The 23,603-nt window shown below is 72.2% G+C and carries 19 protein-coding genes; 5 read left to right on the forward strand and 14 right to left on the reverse strand.

Annotated elements, in window-relative coordinates:
• The first annotated feature begins 347 nt into the window (after window positions 1–347).
• On the forward strand, window positions 348–2,264 hold the full coding sequence (locus ACWEQG_RS09030) for a DUF222 domain-containing protein (protein ID WP_452283154.1): 1,917 nt from the start codon (window positions 348–350) through the stop codon (window positions 2,262–2,264).
• A 20-nt stretch (window positions 2,265–2,284) separates the two neighbouring features.
• Here ACWEQG_RS09030 and ACWEQG_RS09035 read toward each other — a convergent pair whose 3' ends face one another.
• Both ACWEQG_RS09035 and ahcY read right to left on the reverse strand, forming a co-directional pair.
• On the reverse strand, window positions 2,285–3,541 hold the full coding sequence (locus tag ACWEQG_RS09035) for an adenosylhomocysteinase (RefSeq protein ID WP_452283156.1): 1,257 nt from the start codon (window positions 3,539–3,541) through the stop codon (window positions 2,285–2,287).
• A gap of 63 nt (window positions 3,542–3,604) precedes the next feature.
• A complete protein-coding gene (gene ahcY / locus ACWEQG_RS09040; protein ID WP_452283158.1) occupies window positions 3,605–5,032 on the reverse strand; it encodes an adenosylhomocysteinase in 1,428 nt (475 codons plus the stop codon).
• Window positions 5,033–5,199: 167 nt separating this feature from the next.
• On the opposite strand from ahcY, the gene ACWEQG_RS09045 reads away from it, so the two are divergent.
• Window positions 5,200–5,532, forward strand: coding sequence for a MerR family transcriptional regulator (locus tag ACWEQG_RS09045; protein ID WP_346230083.1), 333 nt, complete (start codon window positions 5,200–5,202; stop codon window positions 5,530–5,532).
• Window positions 5,533–5,548: 16 nt separating this feature from the next.
• On the opposite strand, the gene ACWEQG_RS09050 is transcribed toward ACWEQG_RS09045, so the two are convergent.
• From ACWEQG_RS09050 to ACWEQG_RS09080, 7 genes are all read right to left on the reverse strand, one after another.
• Complete coding sequence (locus tag ACWEQG_RS09050; protein WP_452283160.1) at window positions 5,549–6,958, reverse strand: DUF6114 domain-containing protein; 1,410 nt, start codon at window positions 6,956–6,958, stop codon at window positions 5,549–5,551.
• A gap of 46 nt (window positions 6,959–7,004) precedes the next feature.
• Window positions 7,005–7,616: a DUF6230 family protein gene (locus ACWEQG_RS09055; protein WP_452283162.1), complete on the reverse strand. Its 612-nt coding sequence runs from the start codon at window positions 7,614–7,616 to the stop codon at window positions 7,005–7,007.
• A 129-nt stretch (window positions 7,617–7,745) separates the two neighbouring features.
• A complete protein-coding gene (locus ACWEQG_RS09060) occupies window positions 7,746–8,687 on the reverse strand; it encodes a cation diffusion facilitator family transporter (RefSeq protein ID WP_452283164.1) in 942 nt (313 codons plus the stop codon).
• Between the two features lie 34 nt (window positions 8,688–8,721).
• Window positions 8,722–9,870: an SIS domain-containing protein gene (locus ACWEQG_RS09065; protein ID WP_452283166.1), complete on the reverse strand. Its 1,149-nt coding sequence runs from the start codon at window positions 9,868–9,870 to the stop codon at window positions 8,722–8,724.
• On the reverse strand, window positions 9,867–10,040 hold the full coding sequence (locus ACWEQG_RS09070; protein ID WP_076432865.1) for a Trm112 family protein: 174 nt from the start codon (window positions 10,038–10,040) through the stop codon (window positions 9,867–9,869). Before ACWEQG_RS09070 ends, ACWEQG_RS09065 begins: the two co-directional genes overlap by 4 nt.
• Before the next feature lie 4 nt (window positions 10,041–10,044).
• Window positions 10,045–11,400 (reverse strand): phosphomannomutase/phosphoglucomutase, encoded by a 1,356-nt coding sequence (locus ACWEQG_RS09075; RefSeq protein ID WP_452283168.1) that lies wholly within the window; start codon window positions 11,398–11,400, stop codon window positions 10,045–10,047.
• 104 nt (window positions 11,401–11,504) lie between these two features.
• Window positions 11,505–11,870, reverse strand: a complete 366-nt coding sequence (locus tag ACWEQG_RS09080; RefSeq protein ID WP_363469472.1) for a DUF3499 domain-containing protein — start codon at window positions 11,868–11,870, stop codon at window positions 11,505–11,507.
• A 166-nt stretch (window positions 11,871–12,036) separates the two neighbouring features.
• Here ACWEQG_RS09080 and ACWEQG_RS09085 point away from each other — a divergent pair, with 166 nt between their 5' ends.
• On the forward strand, window positions 12,037–12,504 hold the full coding sequence (locus ACWEQG_RS09085; protein WP_363469471.1) for a metallopeptidase family protein: 468 nt from the start codon (window positions 12,037–12,039) through the stop codon (window positions 12,502–12,504).
• A 5-nt stretch (window positions 12,505–12,509) separates the two neighbouring features.
• On the opposite strand, the gene ACWEQG_RS09090 is transcribed toward ACWEQG_RS09085, so the two are convergent.
• The 4 genes from ACWEQG_RS09090 to ACWEQG_RS09105 form a co-directional block, all read right to left on the reverse strand.
• A complete protein-coding gene (locus ACWEQG_RS09090) occupies window positions 12,510–13,961 on the reverse strand; it encodes a DUF5719 family protein (protein WP_452283170.1) in 1,452 nt (483 codons plus the stop codon).
• The gene (locus ACWEQG_RS09095; protein ID WP_452283172.1) at window positions 13,958–16,804 is read right to left on the reverse strand and encodes a glycosyltransferase; all 2,847 of its coding nucleotides are present in this window, start codon (window positions 16,802–16,804) and stop codon (window positions 13,958–13,960) included. Before ACWEQG_RS09095 ends, ACWEQG_RS09090 begins: the two co-directional genes overlap by 4 nt.
• Window positions 16,805–16,969: 165 nt before the next feature.
• Complete coding sequence (locus ACWEQG_RS09100) at window positions 16,970–17,227, reverse strand: WhiB family transcriptional regulator (RefSeq protein WP_346230073.1); 258 nt, start codon at window positions 17,225–17,227, stop codon at window positions 16,970–16,972.
• Between the two features lie 192 nt (window positions 17,228–17,419).
• Window positions 17,420–19,399 (reverse strand): hypothetical protein, encoded by a 1,980-nt coding sequence (locus ACWEQG_RS09105; protein WP_452283174.1) that lies wholly within the window; start codon window positions 19,397–19,399, stop codon window positions 17,420–17,422.
• Between the two features lie 171 nt (window positions 19,400–19,570).
• Between ACWEQG_RS09105 and cofD the strand changes: the two genes are divergently transcribed.
• Window positions 19,571–20,509 (forward strand): 2-phospho-L-lactate transferase, encoded by a 939-nt coding sequence (gene cofD, locus ACWEQG_RS09110; protein WP_363469464.1) that lies wholly within the window; start codon window positions 19,571–19,573, stop codon window positions 20,507–20,509.
• Window positions 20,510–20,530: 21 nt separating this feature from the next.
• Entirely contained in the window at window positions 20,531–21,814 is a 1,284-nt protein-coding gene (locus ACWEQG_RS09115; RefSeq protein ID WP_452283176.1) for a coenzyme F420-0:L-glutamate ligase, read from the forward strand.
• Window positions 21,815–21,834: 20 nt separating this feature from the next.
• On the opposite strand, the gene ACWEQG_RS09120 is transcribed toward ACWEQG_RS09115, so the two are convergent.
• Window positions 21,835–23,586, reverse strand: coding sequence for a substrate-binding and VWA domain-containing protein (locus ACWEQG_RS09120; RefSeq protein WP_452283178.1), 1,752 nt, complete (start codon window positions 23,584–23,586; stop codon window positions 21,835–21,837).
• Window positions 23,587–23,603 lie beyond the last annotated feature (17 nt).

Below are 23,603 nucleotides of genomic sequence, written 5' to 3' on the forward strand. Positions count from 1 at the left end.
GGAAATCGTCCGGCGAGCTTGCCTCCCGCTTCCGGGGTATGACACGATTCATACAAGTTTTCGAATCGGTGGACGGGGGTGTGATGGCAATGTCGAAATTCGATCCTGATCGCCATGACCGTTCGAACGCCCCCGATGACGACTGGTGGGATCAGCTGACAGCCGGTTCGCCATTGTGGTCGTCCGACGGTTCGCTCGCCCGCGACGACTGCCACCCTGAATATTTCTCGATCGCGAGCGATAAAGCCGCATTCGCCGACAATGCGCATAGCGATTCCGGAACCACCGATGCCGGCGCCCCGAATGCGGCTACCGGTGCTGCTCGCGGCCGGTCGTCGTGGGTGTTGTTGACTTCTGTTCGTGAGTCGGCGCAGGCGTTGGCGCTGGCGCCGGTTCCGGACGATGTGGATATCTGCCTGGCCGAGGCCGAGGACCTGTTGTTCGCGCGGGATCGGATCACATGTGCTCTTGCGGATCGGGTGGGGCGGGTGCATCGGGCGGGGCAGGCCAAGCAGCATGGCCATGCCTCCACCCGTAGCTGGCTGCGCACCACAGGCGGGATGACGGTCGCGGGAGCAAGCCGGCTGCTGACCCTGGGCATCGAGCTGGCGCGCCTGCCCCGGGTGCGGGAGATGTTCGCCGCCGGAGGATTGGCGGCGGGGGTGGCCGAGGCCATCTGCGCGGCGGTTGCCGGTCTGTCGGATGAGCAGGCCGGCTTGGCCGAGCCGATCCTGGTGGAGCTGGCGGGCAGGGCGGGGGCGGCGGAGGTGGCCAAGGCGGGCCGTTATCTGCGGGCGGTGCTGGACCCCGATGGTGAAGACCGCGATGAGCGGGCCGACTACGGGCGGCGGTTCCTGCGGGTCCGTCCGGGCAGGGGCGGCGGTCTGGAGGGGGAGTTCTATCTGCCGCGTGAGCACGCCGCCCGGCTGCAGGCGCTGCTGGACGCTTATGCCAAACCCAAAGCCGAGGGCGATGACCGGCCGCTGCGGGTGCGTCAGGCGGATGCGTTCATGGCGTTGCTGGAGGAGAAGATCGCCGCCGAGCTCCTGGTCCTGGTCAACGCCGAATCCCTCCCCACCGACCCCACCCCCGAGCACGCTGGAAGTGCCGGCCACCCCGCGAACGCCGACGCCCCCGAGAGCGCCGACCACGTCGAGACCCCCGAAACCCCTGAAGAGCCCGAGGACACCCAGGACGGCCCCGGCACCCCGGACACGCACCGCGCTCGGAACGCCGAGGCGGCCGAGGACAGCCGGGATGCCCAGCACACCGAAGGCGGCCGGAACACTGCCGATGTAGCCGCTGAGGCCGCCGTCGAGAACGCCGACCAGAGCGCCGCCAACGGCGCCGACCCGGCGACCGGGCCCCGCGACGTGCAGTCCAGCCATGACGCGGCCAGACGCGCGCAGGCGAAAAGCCCACAGCGGAGGGAGTCACAGCAGGAGCCACAGCAGAGCGCGCCGCAGCAGAGCAGCTTGCCGAAGCAGAGGGAGTCACAGCGAGGCTCGTCGCAGCAGAGCACGCCACAGCGGCAGGAGTCGCACTCGCGGGAGTCACGGTGGGGCGAGTGGCACTCGCCTGATCCTCCTGGGGACACCTGTGCCCCTCACACCCACGCCGGGCCTCGGCCTGCGGGGGATGTCCGGCATGGGCCGGGAGGCACGGAAACCCCGTCCGGCACGTCCGGACCAGAGCCGGGGGCGCCTGGCGCCCGGGGATCAGAGCCGGGGTCGCCACCGGGAGCGGCGGCCGGAGGGCTGCCGGGGGCGGGACTGGGAGCGTCGGCCGGAGGGCTGTCGGGGGCGGGGCCGGGCGCGGCATGGGGGACGCTGCTGGGGACGGCGCCGGGGTTGCTGCTGGCGACCGGGCAGGTGCTGCCCATCGCCGGTGTGCACCGCCTGGCCCGCACCTCCACCCTCGTGCGCCTGGTCATGGACGCCGACGGACAGGTGCTCGACATGGGCCGCAAGGTCCGCCTGGCCACCCCGGCCCAGCGGCGGGCCGTCTTCGCCCGCTACGCCACCTGCTGGATCGACGGCTGTCCCCTGCCCGCCACCAGATGCCAGATCGACCACGCCGACAACTGGAGCAGCGGCGGCCTGACCGACCTCAAACTCCTCGGCCCCGCCTGCCAGTTCCACAACCGCGACCGCTACCAACACCCCGACCGTTACACCCGCCACAAGGCAGGCAAAGACCGCTGGGCCTTCACCTACCACCACCCCGGCCACCACCCCAGCAGAGCCCGGCGGGTGCGCGAGTGAGGAGGATCGATGACCGGGGATCAGGACCCGAGACGCCAGGAGTGGAGATACTCCTCCTGCTCGACGGTGAGCGCGTCGATCGAGATGCCGGCCGCGGCCAGCTTGAGGCGGGCCACCTCGGCGTCGATGCCGGCGGGGACGTCGTACACGCCGGGCGTCAGCCGGGCCGACTCGCGCACCAGCCAGGCGACGGCGAGTGCCTGGGCGGCGAACGACATGTCCATCACCGCCGCCGGGTGCCCCTCGGCCGCGGTCAGGTTCACCAGACGCCCCTCCGCGAGCAGCAGCAGCCTGCGGCCGTCGTCGAGGACGTACTCGTCGGTGTTGGGCCTGATCCCGAAGCGCACCTCGCGCGCCATCTCCTCCAGCGCGCGCACGTCGATCTCGACGTCGAAGTGGCCGGCGTTCGCGAGGATCGCGCCGTCCTTCATGACGGCCAGGTGCTCGGCCCGGATGACGTCGCGGTTGCCGGTGACGGTCACGAACACGTCGCCGGTCTCGGCGGCCAGGCTCATCGGCCGCACGTCGTAGCCCTGCAGGGCGGCGTCGAGGGCCTTGACCGGGTCGATCTCGGTGACGACGACCCTCGCGCCGAGGCCCTTGGCCCGCTCCGCGACGCCCCGGCCGCAGAAGCCGAAACCCGCCACGACGACGGTGCGGCCGGCCAGCAGGACGTTGGTGGCCCGCATGATGCCGTCGAGCGTCGACTGGCCGGTGCCGTACCGGTTGTCGAACATCCGCTTGGTCCGGGTGTCGTTCACCGCGACCATCGGGAAGCGCAGCGCGTTCTCCGAGGCCATCTGGCGCAGCCGGATGATCCCGGTCGTGGTCTCCTCGCAACCGCCGATCACGTCGTCGAGGAGTTCGACCCGCTCGGTGTGCAGCGTGTTGACGAGGTCGCATCCGTCGTCCAGGACGATGTGCGGCGCGATGTCGAGCGTCTGGTGGATGTGCCGGTAGTAGGTCTCCATGTCCACGCCGGCGCGGGCGTGCACGGCGATGCCGTACGTCCTGAGCGCCTCGGCGACGTCGTCCTGCGTGGACAGGGGGTTGGACGCGGCCAGGGCGATCTCGGCGCCGCCCTCCCGCAGGGCCCCCATGAGCACCGCCGTCTCGGCGGTCACGTGCATGCAGGCGGCGACGCGCAGGCCGTCGAACGGCCTGTCGGCACCGAAACCGGCGCCGACCGCCCGCAGGACCGGCATCGACCGGGCCGCCCACTCGATGCGGCGCTCTCCGGCCTCCGCGATGCCCGCCGTGATGTCCGGCTGAATCACGCCGTCTACCTCCTGACGAGGGGCGCGGGCCCGGGCCCGCGCCCTCGTCGTGCGACCCGCCTGTCAGTAGCGGTAGTGGTCCGGCTTGTACGGGCCCTCGACGTCGACGCCGATGTACTCCGCCTGCTTCTTGCTGAGCGTGGTCAGCTTCACGCCGAGCGCGTCGAGGTGGAGGCGGGCGACCTTCTCGTCGAGGTGCTTGGGCAGCACGTACACGCCGATCGGGTAGTCGTCGGTCTTCGTGAACAGCTCGATCTGGGCGATCACCTGGTTGGTGAACGAGTTCGACATGACGAACGACGGGTGGCCGGTGGCGCAGCCGAGGTTCATCAGGCGGCCCTCGGCGAGCACGATGATCGAGTGCCCGTCGGGGAACACCCACTCGTCGACCTGCGGCTTGATGTTGATCCGCTCGATGCCCGGGATGCGGGTCAGGCCGGCCATGTCGATCTCGTTGTCGAAGTGGCCGATGTTGGACACGATCGCCTGGTGCTTCATCTGCGCCATGTGCTCGGCGCTGATGATGCCGTAGTTGCCGGTGCAGGTGACGAAGATGTCCGCGATGCCGACGACCTCCTCCAGGGTGGTGACCTGGAAGCCGTCCATGGCGGCCTGGAGCGCGCAGATCGGGTCGATCTCGGTGACGATGACCCGGGCGCCCTGGCCGCGCAGCGCGTCGGCGCAGCCCTTGCCCACGTCGCCGTAGCCGCAGACCACGGCGACCTTGCCGCCGATCAGCACGTCGGTGGCGCGGTTGAGGCCGTCGATCACCGAGTGGCGGCAGCCGTACTTGTTGTCGAACTTCGACTTGGTCACCGAGTCGTTGACGTTGATCGCCGGGAACAGGAGCGTGCCGGACTTGTGCATCTCGTACAGCCGGTGCACACCGGTCGTGGTCTCCTCGGTGACGCCCTTGATCTCCTCGGCCACGCGGGTCCACCACTTGTCCTCGGAGACCGTACGGCGGAGCGTGTCGAGGATGACCGCCCACTCCTCCGGGTCGTCCTCACCGGCGACCGGCACGGCGCCGGCCTTCTCGAACTCCACACCCTTGTGGACGAGCAGCGTGGCGTCGCCGCCGTCGTCGAGGATCATGTTGGGGCCGGAGCCGTCGGGCCAGCGGAGGGCCTGCTCGGTGCACCACCAGTACTCCTCCAGCGTCTCGCCCTTCCAGGCGAAGACCGGGACACCGGAGGGGTTGTCCACCGTGCCGTCCGGGCCGACGACGACCGCGGCGGCGGCGTGGTCCTGCGTGGAGAAGATGTTGCAGCTCACCCAGCGGACGTCGGCGCCGAGCGCGACCAGCGTCTCGATCAGTACGGCGGTCTGGATCGTCATGTGCAGCGAGCCCATGATCTTCGCGCCGCGCAGCGGCTGCGCCGCGGCGTACTCCTTGCGGGTCGCCATGAGGCCCGGCATCTCGTGCTCCGCGAGGCGGATCTCTTTGCGGCCGAATTCCGCCAGCGAAAGGTCGGCGACCTTGAAGTCCATGAGTGTCTCCTCCATTGTCCGTCGGTGCGAGTTTAGGCGTCGCGGACGCGCCGACGCATACGGAGCCGTGCGAACCTGACACAAGAATGTGAGATTCCGTCGCCGACGGGTGCCTGAGGGCCGCCGGACTGTCTAGCGTGGACCCAGGAACGGGGACCGGAGGCACGATGCGCATCACCGAGGCGGCCAGGCGGCTCGGCATGTCCCCCCGCATGCTGCGCTACCGGGAGGCCCTCGGCCTGCTGCCGCCCGTACGGGACAGGGGCGCCCACCGGCGCTTCGGGCCCGACGAACTGGAGGCGGTGCGCCAGGCGATGGAGCTGGAGCGCCGGTTCGACGTCTCGCCGGCCGAGCTGGCCTTCGCGCTCCGGGCGCTGTCCGAGCCCGCGGTGGCCCAGGCCGTACGCGACCTCGGTGTGCGCATCGGGCGCATCCAGGCGCCGCGCCGAGCGCTGGACTTCGAGAAGGAGAAGGCCCTGCGGCTGCTGCGGCAGCGCTGAGTCAGGCGCCGCTGAGTCAGGCGCCGACCACGAGGCGCAGGTCGTCGGCGCGCAGGATGTCGGCCGTGACGTACGGCTGCTCGCTCACGATGTCGGTCATCGTCAGCGGGACGTTCAGAGACGGCACCAGCCTGAGCGCTTTGACCAGGAGGTTCGGGTGCTCCGCCGTGAACTCCTGCGGCAGGCCGAGAAGCTTGGCGGTCATCTTCGTCGTGCAGATCACCACGTTGCCCTCGAAGGTGAACGTGCTGCCGGTCAGCGTCGTCGGGCCCATCGTCTGCGTGGGCCGCTCCAGCACGGCCTTGTCCATCGTGAAGCGGAGCATCTTGACCGTGCCGGTCGCGGTGGGCATCTCGACCACGCCGGTGAACTTCATCCCGGTCATGGTCAGGGAGGGCGCGCGGACGGCGGCCGTCTCGGTCGCGACCCGCACCGCCCCCGGCGCGCTGCCCCCGGGCGTGGACGAGCTCCCCGGTTCGCCCTCGCCGTCCTCCCCGGGCGACGGCGAGGGACTCCTCCTGCCGGTGAGGGACCCCACGGCGTTCTGCAGGCTCGTGGGCAGAGCCGTGGGCAGGGCCGTGGGGACCGCGCTGGGCAGCACCCCGTCGAGGACGTCGGACAGACCGCTGGGAACGGCGCTCGGGACGGCACCGGGCAGGAGGGAGCCGCCCTGCCCGTCCGGACCGGGGTCCTTGGGCGCCATGGCCGTTCCGGCCGCCAGGATCGCGGGAAGCACGGCGATGGCCAGCGCCCTCGTCGCCGGGCCCGGACCTCCGTCCCCGCGTCCGCCGCCGTCCGGCCGCACGCCCCCGTCGCCAGGAGCGTCGCCAGGACCGGCGTCAGGACCGCCGTCAGGGTCGTCACCGTCATCCGGGCCGCCGGGGCTCTCGCCCTCCGGCCCGGACGCGGACGCGCCGCGGACGCGGGCCACCAGGACGCGCGGGCCCTCGCCCGGGGGCTCGGCCACCGGCCGAGGGGGCCGTGTGGCCTCCAGCCGCTCGTCGCCACTGACCACCCGGCGCTCGGTGATGGTGATCTCACCCCCCGCCACGGAGGTCTCCGCAGTGGTTTCGGCGGTGGTTTCGGCGGTGGTCTCGGCGGGCGTCCAGGCGACCGCGAGCGCCCCGCCGACCAGGCCGAGCAGCATGCCGATCAGGAAGCCGCCGAGGTTGGCGTAGACGAACGACGCGATCGAGATCAGTACGGCGACCACGCCGAGGAAGGCCCGCTTGTCGGGCTGGAGCCAGACCATCAGGCCGAGGATGATCAGCACCAACGAGATCAGGTAGGTGGCGCCGATCGTGCCCGATTGGATGACGAGCGGCAGGGCCTGGGTCGCGAACGGAATGCTCAGCAGTTCCAGGCCGGCCGCGAGCACCAGCAGGCCGCCCCAGAACGGCCGCGACCGCCGCCAGGAGCCGCTCATCGCCGCCCGCCGGGGAGCGTGTGTCCGGCCATGTGAAGCACCCGCATCAGAAGCACTCGTGCTTGCCCGGCTCCACCGCCAGCTTCAGCCCCGGCAGCTTGAAGGTCGCCGCGTTGACCGACCAGGAGACCTGCCGGAAGTCTTTGATGGTGATGCCGCTCGCCTGCTGGCCGAACATGCCGGCCGCGCCCGCGGCGCCCGGCAGCTGGTCGAGGGCGCTGGCGTCGCGGCCCGCCTCCAGCTTCGTGAAGACCGCGTTGCCCTCGATCTGCGACGCGTCGACGATCATGTTCTCGGCGGTGACCGGGTCCTTGCCCGTGCCGGCGGTGATCCGGATGGTCACGGCGCCGACGGGCGACTTCACCAGGACCGTCTGGCACATGTTGGTCAGAGTGGCCTTCCGGATGCCGGAGACGGCGACCGGGATCTTCTGGCCCTTCTTGTTCTCGACCGTGCTGCCGTACTGGACGAAGCCCTGGCCCTGCAGGGTGTCCGCGGAGACCTTGAACGTGTCACCCGAGACCACGAACGACGCGCCGATCGCCCCCTCGGCGGTCGCGCCGACCAACACGGACGCGACCGCGAGTGCGGGCACGAAGACGAGCGCGAAGCGCTTCCAGCGCACGCGTCCCTGCCGAACGCGTCCCTGTTGAGCCATGAGTCACCTCTGGGGGAACCAGTCAAATGCAAGAGCAAAGTTACCGATCGGTACCGCAGAGGTTGAAGTGACTCAGCATCACATTTCAATTACGGCGCGCAGCGGGAAACAGCTGACCGTAACGAGAATTCATGCTCCGGTACGCTGCCCCGAGGCGGCGTCCGCCCGGTAGAGGTCCGGCTCCAGGTAGATCACCCGGGCCATGGGAACCGCATCGCGGATGCGCTTTTCGGCCTCGTCGATGCCCCGCGCCACCTCGCCCGCGGTGTCGTCGTGCTCCACCGCGATCTTGGCGGCGACCAGCAGCTCCTCCGGGCCGAGATGCAGGGTGCGCAGGTGGATGACCCGGCTGACCTCGGGAGCGGACTCCAGCGCGGCGCAGATCTTCTCCTCCACCTCGGGGGTCGCGCTCTCGCCGATCAGCAGCGACTTGGTCTCGGTGGCCAGGATGACCGCGATCATCGCGAGCAGCACGCCGATCATGAGAGTGCCGACGCCGTCCCACATGCCGTTGCCGGTGATGACGGCCATCGCCACGCCGAACAGCGCGAAGACCAGGCCCAGCAGCGCGCCGAGGTCCTCCAGCAGCACGACGGGCAGTTCGGGTGCCTTGGCCCTGCGGATGAAGGACACCCAGGACTCCTTGCCCTTGTGCTCCCTCGACTCCTTGATCGCCGTACGGAACGAGAAGCCCTCGGCGACGATCGCGAAGATCAGCACGCCGAACGCCCACTGCGGCGACTCGACGGGGTGCGGGTCGCTGAGCTTGTGCCAGCCCTCGTACAGGGAGAACAGGGCGCCGATCGTGAACAGCACCACGGCGACGACGAAGGCGTAGAAGTAGCGCTCACGGCCGTAGCCGAAGGGATGCTTGCGGGTCCTCACCTTGGCGGCGCGCTTGCCGCCGAGCAGCAGCAGCGCCTGGTTGCCGGAGTCGGCCACCGAGTGGACCGACTCGGCGAGCATCGATGACGACCCGGTGAAGAGGAACGCCACGAACTTCGCCACCGCGATGGCAAGGTTGGCGCCGAGCGCCGCGAGGATCGCCTTGGTACCGCCACCCGCACTCACGTTGAACTCCTCAGATCGAACGGCCGAAGCGATCCTATTGGGAAATCCTCGCCCGGAGTTCCGCCGCGGCCGATGCCGGGTCCATCCCGTACCCGAGAGCGAGGTAGACACTCGCGTAATCGCAGAGGCCGACCAGGGCGGCGAGCCGGTCCAGCGGGTGCGCGCCTTCGGCCATGATCTCGGAGACCGGTACGCCCCGGTCCTCGGCCAGCCGTACGGCGGCCGTGCGGGACGCGGCCACCAAGGGATGCTCCTCCACGTCGCGCAGCAGGAACAGGCGCAGCCGCGGGCTCTCACTTGGCTCGTCGGCGAACGGGTCGGCGAAGACGTCCCGTCCGGCCAGGGGGCCGTCGAACGTCACGATCTGGTTGTGCGCGGCCTCGGGCAGCTCTCCCCAGACCGCCGGGTAGCCCGCGTTTCCACCGAGCCGGTCGGCCAGGCGGCGGGCCGCCACCGCGGCCAGCGGCGAGGTGCCCCAGATGAGCGGAAGCGTCCCGGCCAGTTCCATCGCCAGCGTCTTGCCGGGATTGATGAACGACTCGCTCGACGGGCGGCAGCGATGAGCCAGGTCCTCCAGCCGCGTGGCCGCGGACTCGAACTCGCTCTCCCCCACGGAGACCAGGCCGAGCGCGGCCGCCGCCAGGATCGGCGGCACCACGAGCGACCACAGCGTGGCCTTCGGCTGTCCGGCCACCCCGGTCGCGCCACCCACCGGCACGTACGGCCCGCCCGCCCGCGCGACCAGGGCCGAAAGCGGCGTGTCGGGCGCGCCCACGCCGACGAGCGCGCAGCCGCGCCGTACGGCTTCGGCGGTCACGGCGAGGGTCTCCTCGGTCCGGCCGGAGCGGGAGACCGTGATCACGAGATCGGCGGCGCCGGCCCAGCCGGGCAGCCGGTGGCCGCGCACGGTCACCACCGGGACCGGGGCGCCGTGACGGCACAGCGCCTCCAGGACGTCGCCCGCGAGGGCGGAGACGCCCATGCCCGCCACGACGATCGCGCGGGGGCGGCCGTCCCGCCCGATCCGCGCCACGCCGTTCTCCAGGGACGATCGGTACGCCGCCCGCATCTGGGCCGCCGACGACGCGACGGAACGGAGCATGCCGGAGGGGTCGCCCTCCATCAGGTACGCCTGGTCGTCGAGCCGGTCGGGCTCGAACCGGGCCCCTCCGGCAGCGGTCATGCCTTGCGGGCCTCGTCGACGAGGAGCACCGGGATGTCGTCACGCACGGGGTAGACCAGCCCGCACGACTCCGAGGTGCAGGCCAGCTCGTCCGCGTCGGGCACGGCGCGGAGCGGGGACTTGCACGCCGGGCAGGCGAGAATGTCCAGCAGCCAGTCGTCGATCTTCAAGTCGTCAGCTCCTTACCACGGCGAGCACTTCGTCCCGGACGGCGGCGACCTTCTCCTCGTCGGCGGCCTCCGCGTTGAGCCGGAGCAGCGGCTCGGTGTTGGACGGACGCAGGTTGAACCACCAGTCCGGACCGCTGACGGTGAGTCCGTCCAGCTCGTCGAAGGTAACACCCTCCCGGCCCGCGAAGGTCTCGCGTACCCGCGCCAGGGCCGCGGCCTGGTCCTCGACCCTGCTGTTGATCTCCCCGGACGCGGCGTAGCGCGAGTAGCGGGACAGCACCTCCGACAGCGGCCGGTCCTGCTCGCCCAGAGCCGCGAGCACGTGCAGGGCGGCCAGCATGCCCGAGTCGGCGAACCAGAAGTCGCGGAAGTAGTAGTGGGCCGAGTGCTCCCCGCCGAAGACGGCGCCGGTGCGGGCCATCTCCGCCTTGATGAACGAGTGGCCGACGCGCGTGCGGACGGGCTTGCCGCCGTGCTCGGCGACGATCTCCGGCACGCCCTTGGAGGTGATCAGGTTGTGGATGATCGTGGCGCCGGGGTTCTTGGCCAGTTCGCGCACCGCGACCAGCGCCGTGACGGTGGACGGCGAGACCGACTCGCCCCGCTCGTCGATGACCCAGCACCGGTCGGCGTCGCCGTCGAAGGCGATGCCGATGTCCGCGCCCTGCGAGACGACCGCCTTCTGCAGGTCGCGCAGGTTCTCCGGCTCGATCGGGTTGGCCTCGTGGTTGGGGAAGCTGCCGTCGAGCTCGAAGTAGAGCGGGGTCAGCTCGATCGGCAGGCCCTTGAAGACCTCGGGGACGGTGTAGCCGCCCATGCCGTTGCCGGCGTCCACGACCACCTTGAGCGGCCGGATGCCCGACAGGTCGACCAGCGTCTTGAGGTGGGCAGCGTAGCCCTCCAGCAGGTCGCGCTCGGTCACCGCGCCCGCGCCCGGCGTGCCGCCCAGCCCCGTGGCGAGCAGCTCGGCCGCGCGGTCGCGGATGTCCAGCAGGCCGGTGTCGGTGCCCACCGGCACCGCCCCGGCGCGGCACATCTTCATGCCGTTGTACTTGGCCGGGTTGTGGCTCGCCGTGAACATGACGCCCGGCAGGTTCAGGCTGCCGCTGGCGTAGTAGAGCATGTCGGTCGAGCCGAGACCGGCGTTGACCACGTCGGCGCCCCGGGAGGTCGCACCCCGGGCGAACGCCGCGGCCAGCGGGCCCGAGGAGGGGCGCATGTCGTGCGCCATCACCACCGAGGTCGCACCGGTCAGCTCCACGAAGGCCGCCCCTACGGCCTGTGCGATCTCCTCGTCGAGCTCGTCCGGCACCACGCCGCGCACGTCGTACGCCTTGAAGATCCTGCTGAGGTCGGCCACTGCACGCCCCTAAATGTCGTTAGTCTTCGCACCTGAGCCTATAGCGCCCGATTGCCCGCACAGCGGGCTCTCCAACGCGGAGCGCGCGAACTCACCGCGGGGTGTCATCGCTCCCTGTTCGGCTGGGCGGACTTGAGCACCCGCAGGTGGCCACGGCGGCCCACCTCGACCGCCTGACCGACGGGCTCGCCGGCGGCGGGAGCGGGGCGCGCGGCCTCCCGGACCGCGTTCGCCAGAGCCTCCAGGTCGTCCCCGCTCGGGGCGACGGAGTCGGACGGAAGGCGCACGACCTCCCATCCCCTGGGCGCGGTGAGCCGTTCCGCGTGCTCCGCGCACAGGTCGTAACAGTGTGGCTCGACGTACGTCGCCAGGGGGCCGAGTACAGCGGTCGAGTCGGCGTAGACATACGTGAGTGTGAAGACGGCAGGCTGCCTGCAGGCGGTACGGGAACAGCTGCGGACGGGGCTCACGGAGGGACCGTATCCGGTCCGCGTTCACATTGCCACCACCCCGCCGCTCTTATTGACCGTGTCGCCACAATTCAGCGTTCTCTGAAGTCGATATGACGTTGGTGGGCAAAGCGGACACGACCCGCGGGATCCACCGCGCCGACGGGACGGGCCTTAAGCTGGCTGCGTGAGCGATCGGAGCGGTGACAGGCCGGATCCAGCGCGGCGGGTGCGCCGGCGCGACCGGCACGGCCGCGGCATGCGTGGCCCCCTGGCACCCTCGCACGTTCCCATCGCGAAGTCCCGTGGAGAGCGGTTCGACGACCTGGTGCTCGACGCGGTCGACCGGCTGAAGCCGCGGTGGGGCACCCAGCTCGCGTCGGTCGAGTTCGCGGTGGAGGAGGTGCCGCCGGCCGCCGAGCTGGTGGACGGGCCGGCCCGGCTGTCCTCCGACCCGATCCCGCTCGGGCGGGCCGAGTCGGCCTCGGGAGACGAGCCCGCCGCCGTCGTGCTGTACCGCCGGCCGCTCGAGGCGCGGGCCCGCGACCGCGAGCAGCTCGGCACGCTGGTCCTGGACGTGGTCGTCGAGCAGGTGGCCAGCCTGCTGGGCCTCACCCCCGAGACGATCGACCCCGGCTACGACGACCGGCACTGAAGCCCTCAGGGCAGCACGACGCCCGGCGAGTCGACGGTCGGCGGTACCAGCGCCCAGGTCCTGGCCATGGCCAGCGGCTGCGCGGTCACCATCTGGCCGTCCTTGGCCGCCTCGTCGAGGACGCGCCCGCCGTACACCGGCCCCGAGCCGGGCTTCGGCCGTACGACGACGCTGAAGCCGCCCTTGCTGCCCTTGGGAGGTGCGAGTCTGAGCTCCTTGGTGCGGGCGGCGGGCAGCGTCACCTCGATCGGGGCCGGGGCCTCGCCCTTCGTAGGCAGCAGCCGCACCTCCACGGCGGCCGCCGCGAACGGCGCCGAGAGCACCAGCCAGGAGGTCTGCTTGCCTTCGGCCCGGCCGTCGGCGACGACGCTGCCGAGGTCGACGGAGGCGGCGCCGGCCGTGAAGGCGACGTCCTGCCTGGCACCCGTTCCGGTGATCTTGAGGCCCGCCACGATCGGGACGTCGGACTCCACCACCAGCGCGGCCGGTTGCCCGCCGATGCCGGTGGACAGGTCGAGCGAGGACGCCGAGCCGGTCGGCACCTCGAGCGTCTCCTTGTTCTTCAGCGCGTAGGAGCCGTCCTCGAGCACGGCCCTGATCCGCACGACCGTGTCCCGCTCCCCCGGCGCGGCGACGTACAGCTCCCGCTTCCCGGCGGTGCCGGGGACACCGGGGACGACGACCCGGGTGGCGGGGGCGGCGGCGACGGGCAGCCAGTCGACACCCCTGCCCTCGCCCAGCACGGCCTTCACCGCGGCGGCCACCCGGCCGCTGCGCGTGCTGACCTGCAGGGCCATGATCAGCGGGGAGGGCGCGAGATCGCGCAGCCTGATCACGCGGTGCTCGCCGGGCTTGACGACGACGCCGTTGCCCCGCTCGCTCAGCACCGGGCCTTCCCCGGAGTAGACCATGAACGAGACGCTGGCCGGGGCCGAGTCGGGATTGGCGAGGTAGAGCGTCATCTCCGCCGCGGCCGGCCCCGGCCCGACGAACCAGCTCTCGGCCCCCGGCTCGACGCAGCGCACCCCGGCGAGCCCGCGCTGGGTGCCCGACGTCTCCCGGGCGGTCTGGGCGCTCTCCAGCCCGGCGGCCATCGAACCGGTGGCGTCCACCACGAGAGGGCCGCCGCCGGCGGCGATGTCACGCTGCCACAGCAGGCCGACCCGGTCGATCACGTCGTCCTTGCCGCCGCCCTTTTCCGGCGCCTTGATCGCCGAGAGGGTGGCGCTCCCGGGGGTCTGGGGACGCTCGGGGTCCGCCGGGGTCACCACGCTCACCCGGCTGCCGGACGGCGCCGGGCACACGGCGGTCACCGACTCCACCGGCGCCCTGACGGCCTGCGGACGCGCCTGCGCGACCGGCGCGGGCCGGCTGACGTAGGCCACGCCGTACAACGCGCCCAGTGCGACCAGCACCAGGGCGAGCAGGCCGAAGCGGTTCTCGATCAGTCTCCTCACGCGGGCACCCGATCTTCCTTCGCCCGGCGGCGGCCTCGTGGCCCTTCCTCTGGCACCTCGGCGTAGTCGCCCTCCGGCTCTCTCGTGCGGGCCCCGGGCGAGGCCAGGATCAGCACGAGCACGAGCAGCGCGCCCTGCGCCCACAGCCAGCCCCGGTGCAGCGCGCCCGCGGTCGCCGGCGGCGGGGGCACCGTCACCTGACCCGCCACGCGCCACAGGCCGCCCGTCTCCGAGAGGCTCACCCTGACCAGGGCGGGCTGCGAGTCGAGCGCCCGTTGCAGGGCCGGGTCGACGGGGCCGGGCACCGTCACGAAGCGGACTCCGGACGACGCGAGCGTCTGGACGTACGTGCTGCCCCGGCCCGAGGCGAGCCCGGCGACCGCGGTCGCGAAACGGGCGCTCGCTTCCCGGGGCGTTTCGAGGTCGGACTCGCCGATCAGCGGCCCCCGGCCGCGCAGCAGCGTGTAGCCGACCCTGTCGTCCCTGGAACGCAGCAGGAGCGTCCCCTCGCCGGGCGCCGACTGGAGCGCGGCGAGCACCGGCACCGGATCGCTCAGGTCGCCGCGCAGCGGGCGGTCCGCGCCCCTCGTCACCCACAGCGCGGCGGCGGCGAGCGGGGTCGCGAAGGCGACCACGACGATGAGCATCGCGCCGAGGCGGCGCAGCCCCCCGGCGGCGCGGAATTCGGCGATCCGGTGCGCCTGGTGCCCCGCGGCCACCAGCAGGCCGGTCGCCGCGAACGCCAGCGGCACCCCCGGCCACGCCGTGTCGTCGATCCGGCTCACCACGATCGCCACCAGCAGCCCGAAGAGCATGACGCCCCAGCCGATCGCGACGACCATCTGGTGGCGCCGCAGCAGCAGGGCGGCCAGCGCGACCGCGATCAGGCCCGCCGTCGTCCACACGGGCGGCACCCCCGGCCCGCCGGGACTCAGCATGAGCAGGGACTCGGCGCCGAGCCGCAGGTCGACGAGACGGCTGTCGTGCAGGCCGGACTCGAGCAGGATCCGTGCCGGCGCCTGGACGATCTCGGCCAGCCACGGGAACAGCAGGACGACCGGGGTGCCGAGGCCGATCACGAGCGACCGCCTGACGCCTCTGCGGATGCCGCCGAACGACACCGCGGCGAGCCCGCCGAGGATCGCCACGAGCACGTACACGAGCGGGACGAAGGCCGTGCCCACGGTCAGGAGCAGGCCGAAACCCCAGGCCGCCCGCCGCGACCCGGCGATCACGCGCGTGGCGAGCGCCGCGTAGACGGGCAGCAGCACGATCACGATCGCGGTGCCCAGCCGCCCGCCCGCCACCGCGCCGGTCGCGACCGGCAGCAGGGCGTAGGTGGCCGCCAGCCAGACCCGCGCGGGCGTGTACGGGATCATCCGCTTGGTCGCCGCGTACGCCGAGATCCCGGCCAGCGGCACGCAGCCGAGCAGCACCACGCCGACGGCCAGCCACGTCTTGCCCAGCGCGACCGCCGACAGCCCGGCGAGCACGGCGACGTACGGCGGGGCCCAGGTCTGCGAGCCGAGCCCGGTGACGTGGTGGTCTTCGACGTAGAGCCGCCACAGGTCGGACGCGCCGCCGGTGACGGGCACCAGGGCCCCGCCGCCCAGGTGTCCTTCGGACAGGAGCCCGGACAGCAGCGTCCTCTCGGCGGCCAGCGTGATCGCGGCCAGGATCAGGCCGAGCGCCACGATCGGGCTGCCGAACACGCGTTGGACGCCGCCGGAGTCGGTCAGCAGCTCGTCGCCGTCGTCCTCCTGGGCGCGGTCCGCGGCCGCGTGGTGGCGGCCCGCCGAGTCGACCGGGCCGGCTCCGGCGAGGAAGCCCTGCACCATGTCGGCCAGCCGCCGCAGCGCGGCGCCCGGCGGGGTGAGCTTGCGCCGGATCGCGGGCCAGCCCTGCTTCCTGCCCTTCCTGCGGGCCTTGCGGGCTCGCCGCAGGCGCATCGGACGGCCGATGACCGAGCCGAGCGCGGCCAGTTCGTCGAGGGCGTTGGCCGGCTGCTTGGCCAGCAGGAACAGCAGGGCCCGCAGCGTCGACGCGACGACGTTGCGCAGCACGGACCGCACGAACGCGCCGAACGGCAGGTTCGCCATCAGGACGAACAGGCCGTTGCGCCGGCCGAGCCTGCGCGGATGCTCGTCGCTGGTGGCGATCCTGCGCCGCCGCCGCGCCGCCGCCTCGGCGTGCCAGGCCACCGCGTCGCTCACGTTGAGCACGCGGTGCCCGGCCGCACGGGCCCGCCAGCACAGGTCGAGGTCGTCGCGGAACAGCGGCAGCGCGGTGTCGAGGCCGTTCAGCTCGTCCCAGACGTCCCTGCGGATCAGCATGCCCGCGGTGGAGACCGACAGGACGTCGGCGATGCCGTCGTGCTGCCCTTGGTCGTACTCCCTGGGCTCCAGGCCGGTGTCGCGCCGCCCCGACCTGCTGACGGTCACACCCATCTCCAGCAGCACCCGCCGGTCGAGCCAGTCGCGCAGCTTGGGGCCGAGGATGGCGGCCTTGGGATCCTGCTCCGCCGCCCACAACAGGGCCTGCAGCGCGTTCGCGTCAGGCGCGCAGTCGTCGTGGAGCAGCCAGACCCACTCCTGGCCCGGCGCGGGCGGCAGCCGCCGCAGGACCTCGTGGACGGCCTCGCCGAACCCGGTGGACCGGGGCAGGGTCAGCACGTTGCCCGTCCCGAACGCCTCGGTCAGCAGCTTCCCGCTGCCGTCACGGCTGCCGTTGTCGACGCCGACGACACGGTCGAGAGGCCGGGTCTGGCGCAGCACCGCCGCCAGCGTCTCCTTGAGCCAGCGGGCGCCGTCGTGGGCGACGACGATCGCGGTCACCGAGTGCACGTCGAGTCCTAGGGGGGTCGTACGGCTGAGCGCCGACCACGATACGGCAACCCGGACTCACCCGATCACATCCAGGCGAAACAGGACGTCAGCACCATCCGGGACACTCCCCGGACATGCGTGCGGGGCCGCACGCCCAGCGCGCGGCCCCGCCCGGCGTCGTCGTCAGACGGCCTGGCGCTTCATCTTGCGCCTTTCCCGCTCGGACAGGCCGCCCCAGATGCCGAAACGCTCATCATGCTGAAGCGCGTATTCAAGACACTCGGCGCGCACCTCACACGAACGGCACACCTTCTTGGCTTCCCTGGTGGAACCGCCCTTTTCAGGAAAGAACGCTTCAGGGTCGGTCTGCGCACACAAAGCGCGCTCCTGCCACCCCAGATCTTCACCATCGAGCGCCTGTGCCATGACCAGATCGGTCATTGCACACCTCCCTGTCGCTCGCCCGCCCACATGGAGCCCCCCATAAAAACGCCTGCCCTATACCCACCCTCGGGAAGGCGTAACAACATGCCTGTAATTACACGCGCGTGGCGCGTGTGGCGTCAAGCGGCATAACGATACCCGGGGAAAGACCTGCTCGCCCCGGTTCGTATGCCCCGATCTACGGTCCTATCAGCGTTCGGAACCATACCAAGGGAGGTTGGGGTCGGTTCCGCGGCCTGCCTGATCGGGGGCGGAACCTTCCTCATACTTTGCCTGCGACCGGTCCGGCGTGTAGATCGCCGTCGGGTCGAGCGGCTCCTCCCTGCGCAGCGGGTCGCTGAGGGGGTCTCCGTGGTAGGCGGAGGGGTCGAAGCGAACGGTCTGCTCGGTGGGGTCGGCCGCCGGCGGCTGGAACGGCGCGGGCTCGGACTGGGGGTGACCGAGCGGGTTGTCGTAGTACTCCGGCAGGTCCTGCGGACCGGTGGGGTGATCCGGCAGGGCGATCTTCTGGTAGCTCTGCGCCTGCTGGTAGGCCTGCGCGAGCTGCTGCTCCCTCGGGTCGGCCGGGCCCTCGTACGCGGGGGGAGCGTCGAAGGCCGGGCCCGTGCCGGCGTGCTCGGCGGCCTGCCGGGCGAACGCCTGGCCGGAGTATCCGGAGAACGGCGACCCCTGCCCGTACGGCTGGTCCTGCTTGGGGGGGTCGTAAGAGGGCTGGTCGTAGGAGGGCTGGTCGTACCCGGTGTGGGACGCGCCGGGGGCAACGGCCGGGAACTGCCCGAACGAGCCGGTCTCCGTCTGCTGTCCCGCGTAGCCGTACTGGTCGAACACCGGGCCCTGCGGCGGGGAGTAGTCGGAGCGCTGGGGCGCGGCCGCCTCGGGCTGCGTGCCGTAGGCGCCGGTCGGCGGCCGCTCCTGCTGGTAACCCTGGGCGCCGTAGTCGGCGTAGTGGGCGCCGGTCTGCACGTCCTGCAGCGACGGCCCGGGCTGCTGCTCGCCCTGCCACGGCTGCTGCGCCTGCCCCTGACCATGGGAGCCATGAGCGGGGGCGTCGGGCTGCCCGAACGGCGGGGGCTGCGGGGCGGTCGGCGCGGGGGTGTAGGAGTGCTGCGGCTCGTGTGCCTGGCCGTAGACGTCCTGGGGCCGCTCCTGGCCGAAGGCGCCCTGGCCGTGCTGCTCCTGGGGGTACTGGTCGGCGTACTGCTGGGGCTCGGCGTACCGGTGCTCGGCGGGCGGCAGCTGGGGTTGGGCCTGCGGCTGGCCCTGTGGGTGGCTCTGGTGGGGGGCGTCGTACTGGCCGGGGTGCGGGAGGTTCTGCGGCGGGGTCGGCGCGCCGTTCTGGTGACCGCCGGGAGCGGCGTGCGAGGGGGCGGCGTGTGCGGGAGCGGCGTGTGCGGGAGCGGCGTGCGAGGCGATGTGCGGCGCGCTCTGGGGGCCGTTCTGCGGCTCGCCCGGAGCCGGGTGACCGAACTGCTGCCGGCCGGGACCCTGCTGAGCGGGCATCTGCTGAGCGGGCATCTGCTGCACCGGTGCTTGCTGTACCGGTGCTTGCTGTACCGGTGCCTGCTGTACCGGTGCCTGCTGGCCGGGCATCGCGCCGACGACGGGTGCCTCGCCGTACCCCTGCGGGGCCTGGTGGTGGGGGGCCTGGTGAGCCTGCGGCAGCGCCGGAGCGTACGACACGGGCGGGTGGGCGTCCTCGCGCCTGCCGAAGTAGTCGCCCGCCGGTTCCGCCGCGGACTGCAGCGCCGCGGCCGTGCTCGACGCGAACAGCGCGCCGAAGACGGCGAGCGCGATCATCGGCAGTCCGGTGATGAGGTATTCGAACCGGTCGCGGAACGTCAGCAGGTCGCCCACGAGCACGCCCAGCACGCCGATCACGCCGAAGACGACGCCGAGACCGAGCGACCCGGCCGCGCCGAGCGAGACCAGGCGGGCCCGGGGGGTGGGCGCGCCCGCCTTGGCGACGAGCAGGACGGCGCCGGCCGCGAGCGCGGTCGTGAGCGGGGACACGAGGGAGTGCAGGCTCATCGCCGCACGGACGCCGAAGGTGCTGCTCGGCGACGAGCCGATCAGCAAGCGCGCGATGCTCACGAGGATGCCGGTGATCACCACCGCCAGCATCGTCCACGCGGCCGGCTCGCGGAGCCGGCCGGTATCGACCTTGAGCACGACTACCCCCATCGGTCCAAACGGCACTCGGGGAAGTTTTGCACATGCCTGACTTAAGTGTCGGCAGACCCAACAACCTCACAAGCCGAACACACCCTACATATGGCTGTTCATCCCACTCCCGGGGTGGGTGTCGGCGATGCCGCGTACGGCCGATGGAAGACTGACGGCATGCGCATCGTGTCCCTCGCCGGAGGAATCGGCGGCGCCCGATTCCTCCGAGGTCTCAAGGCGGCGGCCCCCGATTCCGACATCACCGTGATCGGCAACACCGGCGACGACATCACTCTCTTCGGCCTGCGCGTGTGCCCCGACCTCGACACGGTCATGTACACGCTGGGCGGCGGCATCAACGAGGAACAGGGCTGGGGACGGGCCGGTGAAACGTTCACGGTGAAGGAGGAGCTCGCCGCGTACGGCATGGAACCGCAGTGGTTCGGCCTCGGCGACCGGGACTTCGCCACGCACATCGTCCGCACCCAGATGCTGGCGGCCGGATATCCGCTCTCACAGGTGACCGAGGCCCTGTGCGACCGGTGGCGGCCGGGGGTGCGGCTGCTGCCGATGTCGGACGACCGCACCGAGACCCACGTGGTCGTCTCCGACGAGGACGGCAGAAGGGCGATCCACTTCCAGGAGTGGTGGGTGCGGCTGCGCGCCTCGGTGCCGGCCGAGCAGATCGTGCTCGTCGGCGCGGACGAGGCCCGTCCCGCGCCGGGCGTCCTCGACGCCATCGCGGCGGCGGACGTCGTGATTCTCCCGCCGTCGAATCCGGTCGTCAGCATCGGGACGATCCTCCAGATCCCGGGCATCCGGGCGGCGCTGGAGGCCAAGACCGTCGTCGGCGTCTCCCCCATCATCGGCGGCGCCCCGGTGCGCGGCATGGCCGACGCCTGCCTGACCGCGATCGGCGTGGAGACGAGCGCCCAGGCCGTGCTGGAGCTGTACGGCTCCGCCCTGCTCGACGGCTGGCTCGTGGCCGAGGAGGACAAGGGCGTCGCGCTCGACGGCGTGGTGGTGGAGGCCCGCCCGCTCCTGATGAGCGGCCCCGAGGCCACGCGGGACATCGCCGCCGCCGCCCTCGCCCTGGCCCAGTCACTCAAGTCCTGAATCCAGATGTCAGAGGAGCACATGCCCCAGATCACCGTCAGCGGCGTGCCCGGCCTGCCCGAGGTGCGGCCCGGCGACGACATCGCCCAGCTCGTGGCGCGGGCCGCGCCCGATCTGCGGGACGGCGACATCCTGGTCGTCACCTCCAAGATCGTGAGCAAGGCCGAGGGCCGCGTCCGCGAAGGCGACAGCCGTACGGCCGCGATCGAGGAGGAGACCGCGCGCGTGGTCGCGCGGCGCGGGGACACGGTCATCGCGCAGACGCGGCACGGCTACGTGATGGCCGCGGCCGGCGTCGACGCCTCGAACACCTCCCCCGGCACAGTGCTGCTGCTTCCCGAGGACCCGGACGCCTCGGCGGGCCGGATCCGCCGGGGGCTGCGCGAGCGGCTCGGCGTCCGCGTCGGAGTGATCGTCTCCGACACCTTCGGCCGGCCCTGGCGGCACGGCCTGACCGACGTCGCCATCGGCGCGGCCGGCGTGCGGCCGCTGGAGGACCTGCGCGGCGGCGTCGACCCCTACGGCAACCCGCTCAACGCCACCGTCACGGCGCTGGTCGACGAGATCGCGGCGGCGGGCGACCTGGCGAAGGGCAAGCTGTCCGGTGTTCCGGTGGCCGTCGTGCGCGGGCTGGGCGGCCTGGTGACGGACGAGGACGGCCCGGGCGGGCGGGTGCTCGTCCGTCCCGCCGACGAGGACATGTTCCGGTTCGGCTCGGCCGACGTCGTCTTCGCCCGCCGCACGATCCGCGAGTTCTCCGCCCGCGAGGTCGACCCGGCCGCCGTACGGCGGGCCGTCGCGGCCGCCATCGCGGCGCCCGCCCCGCACCACACCACGCCCTGGCGGTTCGTGCTGCTCGAGACGCCGCAAACGCGTACGGAACTGCTCGACGCGATGCGGGACGCCTGGATCGAGGACCTGCGCTCCGACGGCTTCTCGGAGGAGTCGATCGCCCGGCGGATCCGGCGTGGCGACGTGCTCAGGAACGCGCCCTACCTGGCGGTGCCGTGCCTGGTCATGGACGGCTCGCACACCTACCGCGACGGACGCAGGAACGCCGCCGAGCGCGAGATGTTCGTGGTGGCCACCGGCGCGGGCGTGCAGAACTTCCTGGTCCAGCTCGCCGTGCAGGGGCTGGGCTCGGCGTGGGTGTCGTCCACGATGTTCTGCCGCGACGTGGTGCGCAAGGTGCTCGGCCTGCCGCAGAACTGGGATCCCATGGGCGCGGTGGCCATCGGCCATCCCGCCGCGCCGCCGAGGGACCGGCCGCCGCGCGACCCGGCCGACTTCTACCTCACCAGGTAGCCGTCACTTCCGGGTACACGTCACTTCTGGGTACACGTGGGGTGGCACAGCCGCCGGGCCAGCGCCGACAGGAACACGTCGATGATCTGGCCCGGCTCCTGGGCGACGTAGAGCTGGCCGTTGGTGGCCGAGACGATCTCGCCGAGCGCCGCCCGGTCGGCCGCCTTGCCGAACGCGACCACGATGATCTGCACCGGCCTGTCCGGGTCCCACTCCTTGCGTAGCCTGTCGACGAGCTCGCGCCGCGACACTCCGTTGCCGTCGTCCACGCCCGCGGTGAGCACCAGCAGGGCGTTGCTCATCAGCGGGTCGTAGCCCTCCGACACCGAGCGGAAGCCCGCGTCGATCGCGTCGTACAGCGCGCCGCTCCGGTCGCCTCGGGCCTTGATTCCGTCGGCCACCCGGAACAGGGCCGTCCTGCGGATCTCCTCCTGGCCGCCGTCGGGCTCGGTGATCGGGCCGAGGCCGATCAGCTCGCGGTGGTCCGCGCCGCCCTTCAGGTCGCGGGCGAACTCCCACAGGCCCATGTGGGTCTCGTTGGGGAACAGCTGCAGGCCGAGCTTGGCGGCCTCGACCGCGACGTCCAGCCGGGTCTCGCCGCCCGCCCTGATCGGCTCGGCGTTGTCCTTCGACACGTCGGCCAGCACCAGGATCCGGCTCGGCGGAGCCAGCCTGCTCCACGCTTCCAGCGCCTCGTCGATGACCTCCGCGGTGATCGACTGCCGCGGGCGCGGCCGCTCGGTCGCGATGTCGTCGCCCGCCGGGAACGGCGGCTGCCCGTCGGCGCCGCGGAACCCGGCCTTGCGCACGGCCTCCTGCGTCGCCGCCGACCGCAGCCACGCCGCGAACAGCCGCGAGGCGGCCGCCCGGTCGGGGTCGGCGGCCGTCACGACGTACGGGTAGTCGAGGTCGATCGTGCCTTCCTCGGGCTGGAGGGCGACCACGGGCTCAGCGTGGCCCTCGTGGTTGTGCGCCCACACCGACTGCTCGGGGACGATCACCACGGGCCGCGACCAGAAGCCCGGCGCGTCCACCGCGCCGAGCATGCTCCGGTAGTCGGGGGCCGAGCCCGACTGCGCCATCCGCACGAACGCCGTGAGGTCGCGGTCCGCCTTCTCACCCGTGCCGGCGATGTCGCGGGCCGCCGCGACGGTCGCGATCCCCGCCCCCGACACCGACGGGTCGGGGATGCGCACGATGTCCGGCTCGTGCTCGGTGGGCTGGAGCCGTCCCCGCACCGTGGCGGGGAAGACCATGTCCCAGCTCATGGCCGTCCCCCCGGCGGCGAACCGCTCGGCGAGCGAGCGGCGGGTGGCGAAGACCAGCGGGGAGGTCGCGACGACGGTCTCGTCGGCGGCGATGTCCTGCCCTCCCTGCTTGCGGGCCAGCCGCACCCACACCGAGGAGTCGGCGATCCAGCCGTCGGGACGGTCGGGCAGCACGCCGGCTCGGTCGCCGATCAGCGTGCGGAGCACCGGCGCGGGCGGCTGCTCGGCCACCTGCACCTGGACGCACCGCCCCTCCACCTCCGCGCCCGAGGCGTTGAACCGCCCGGCCGCGTCCATCACCGGCGGCGCGACGTCCAGCGCCGCCGCGACGCTCACGAGGATCGGATCCCGGGCGGAACACGTTCCTGCCGACCGGGTGAGGAAGAGATAGGCCCCGCCCGCGATGATCGCCGCGACCGTGAGGACCGCGACCGCGCCCTTCCAGCCGGCCTGCCGGCGGCGCCGCTCGGCCGTGAAGGCGGCCCGGTGACGACCGGAGGGCACGTGCGGGTCCTCCCCAG

This window comes from Microbispora sp. NPDC004025 (genome assembly GCF_053604425.1).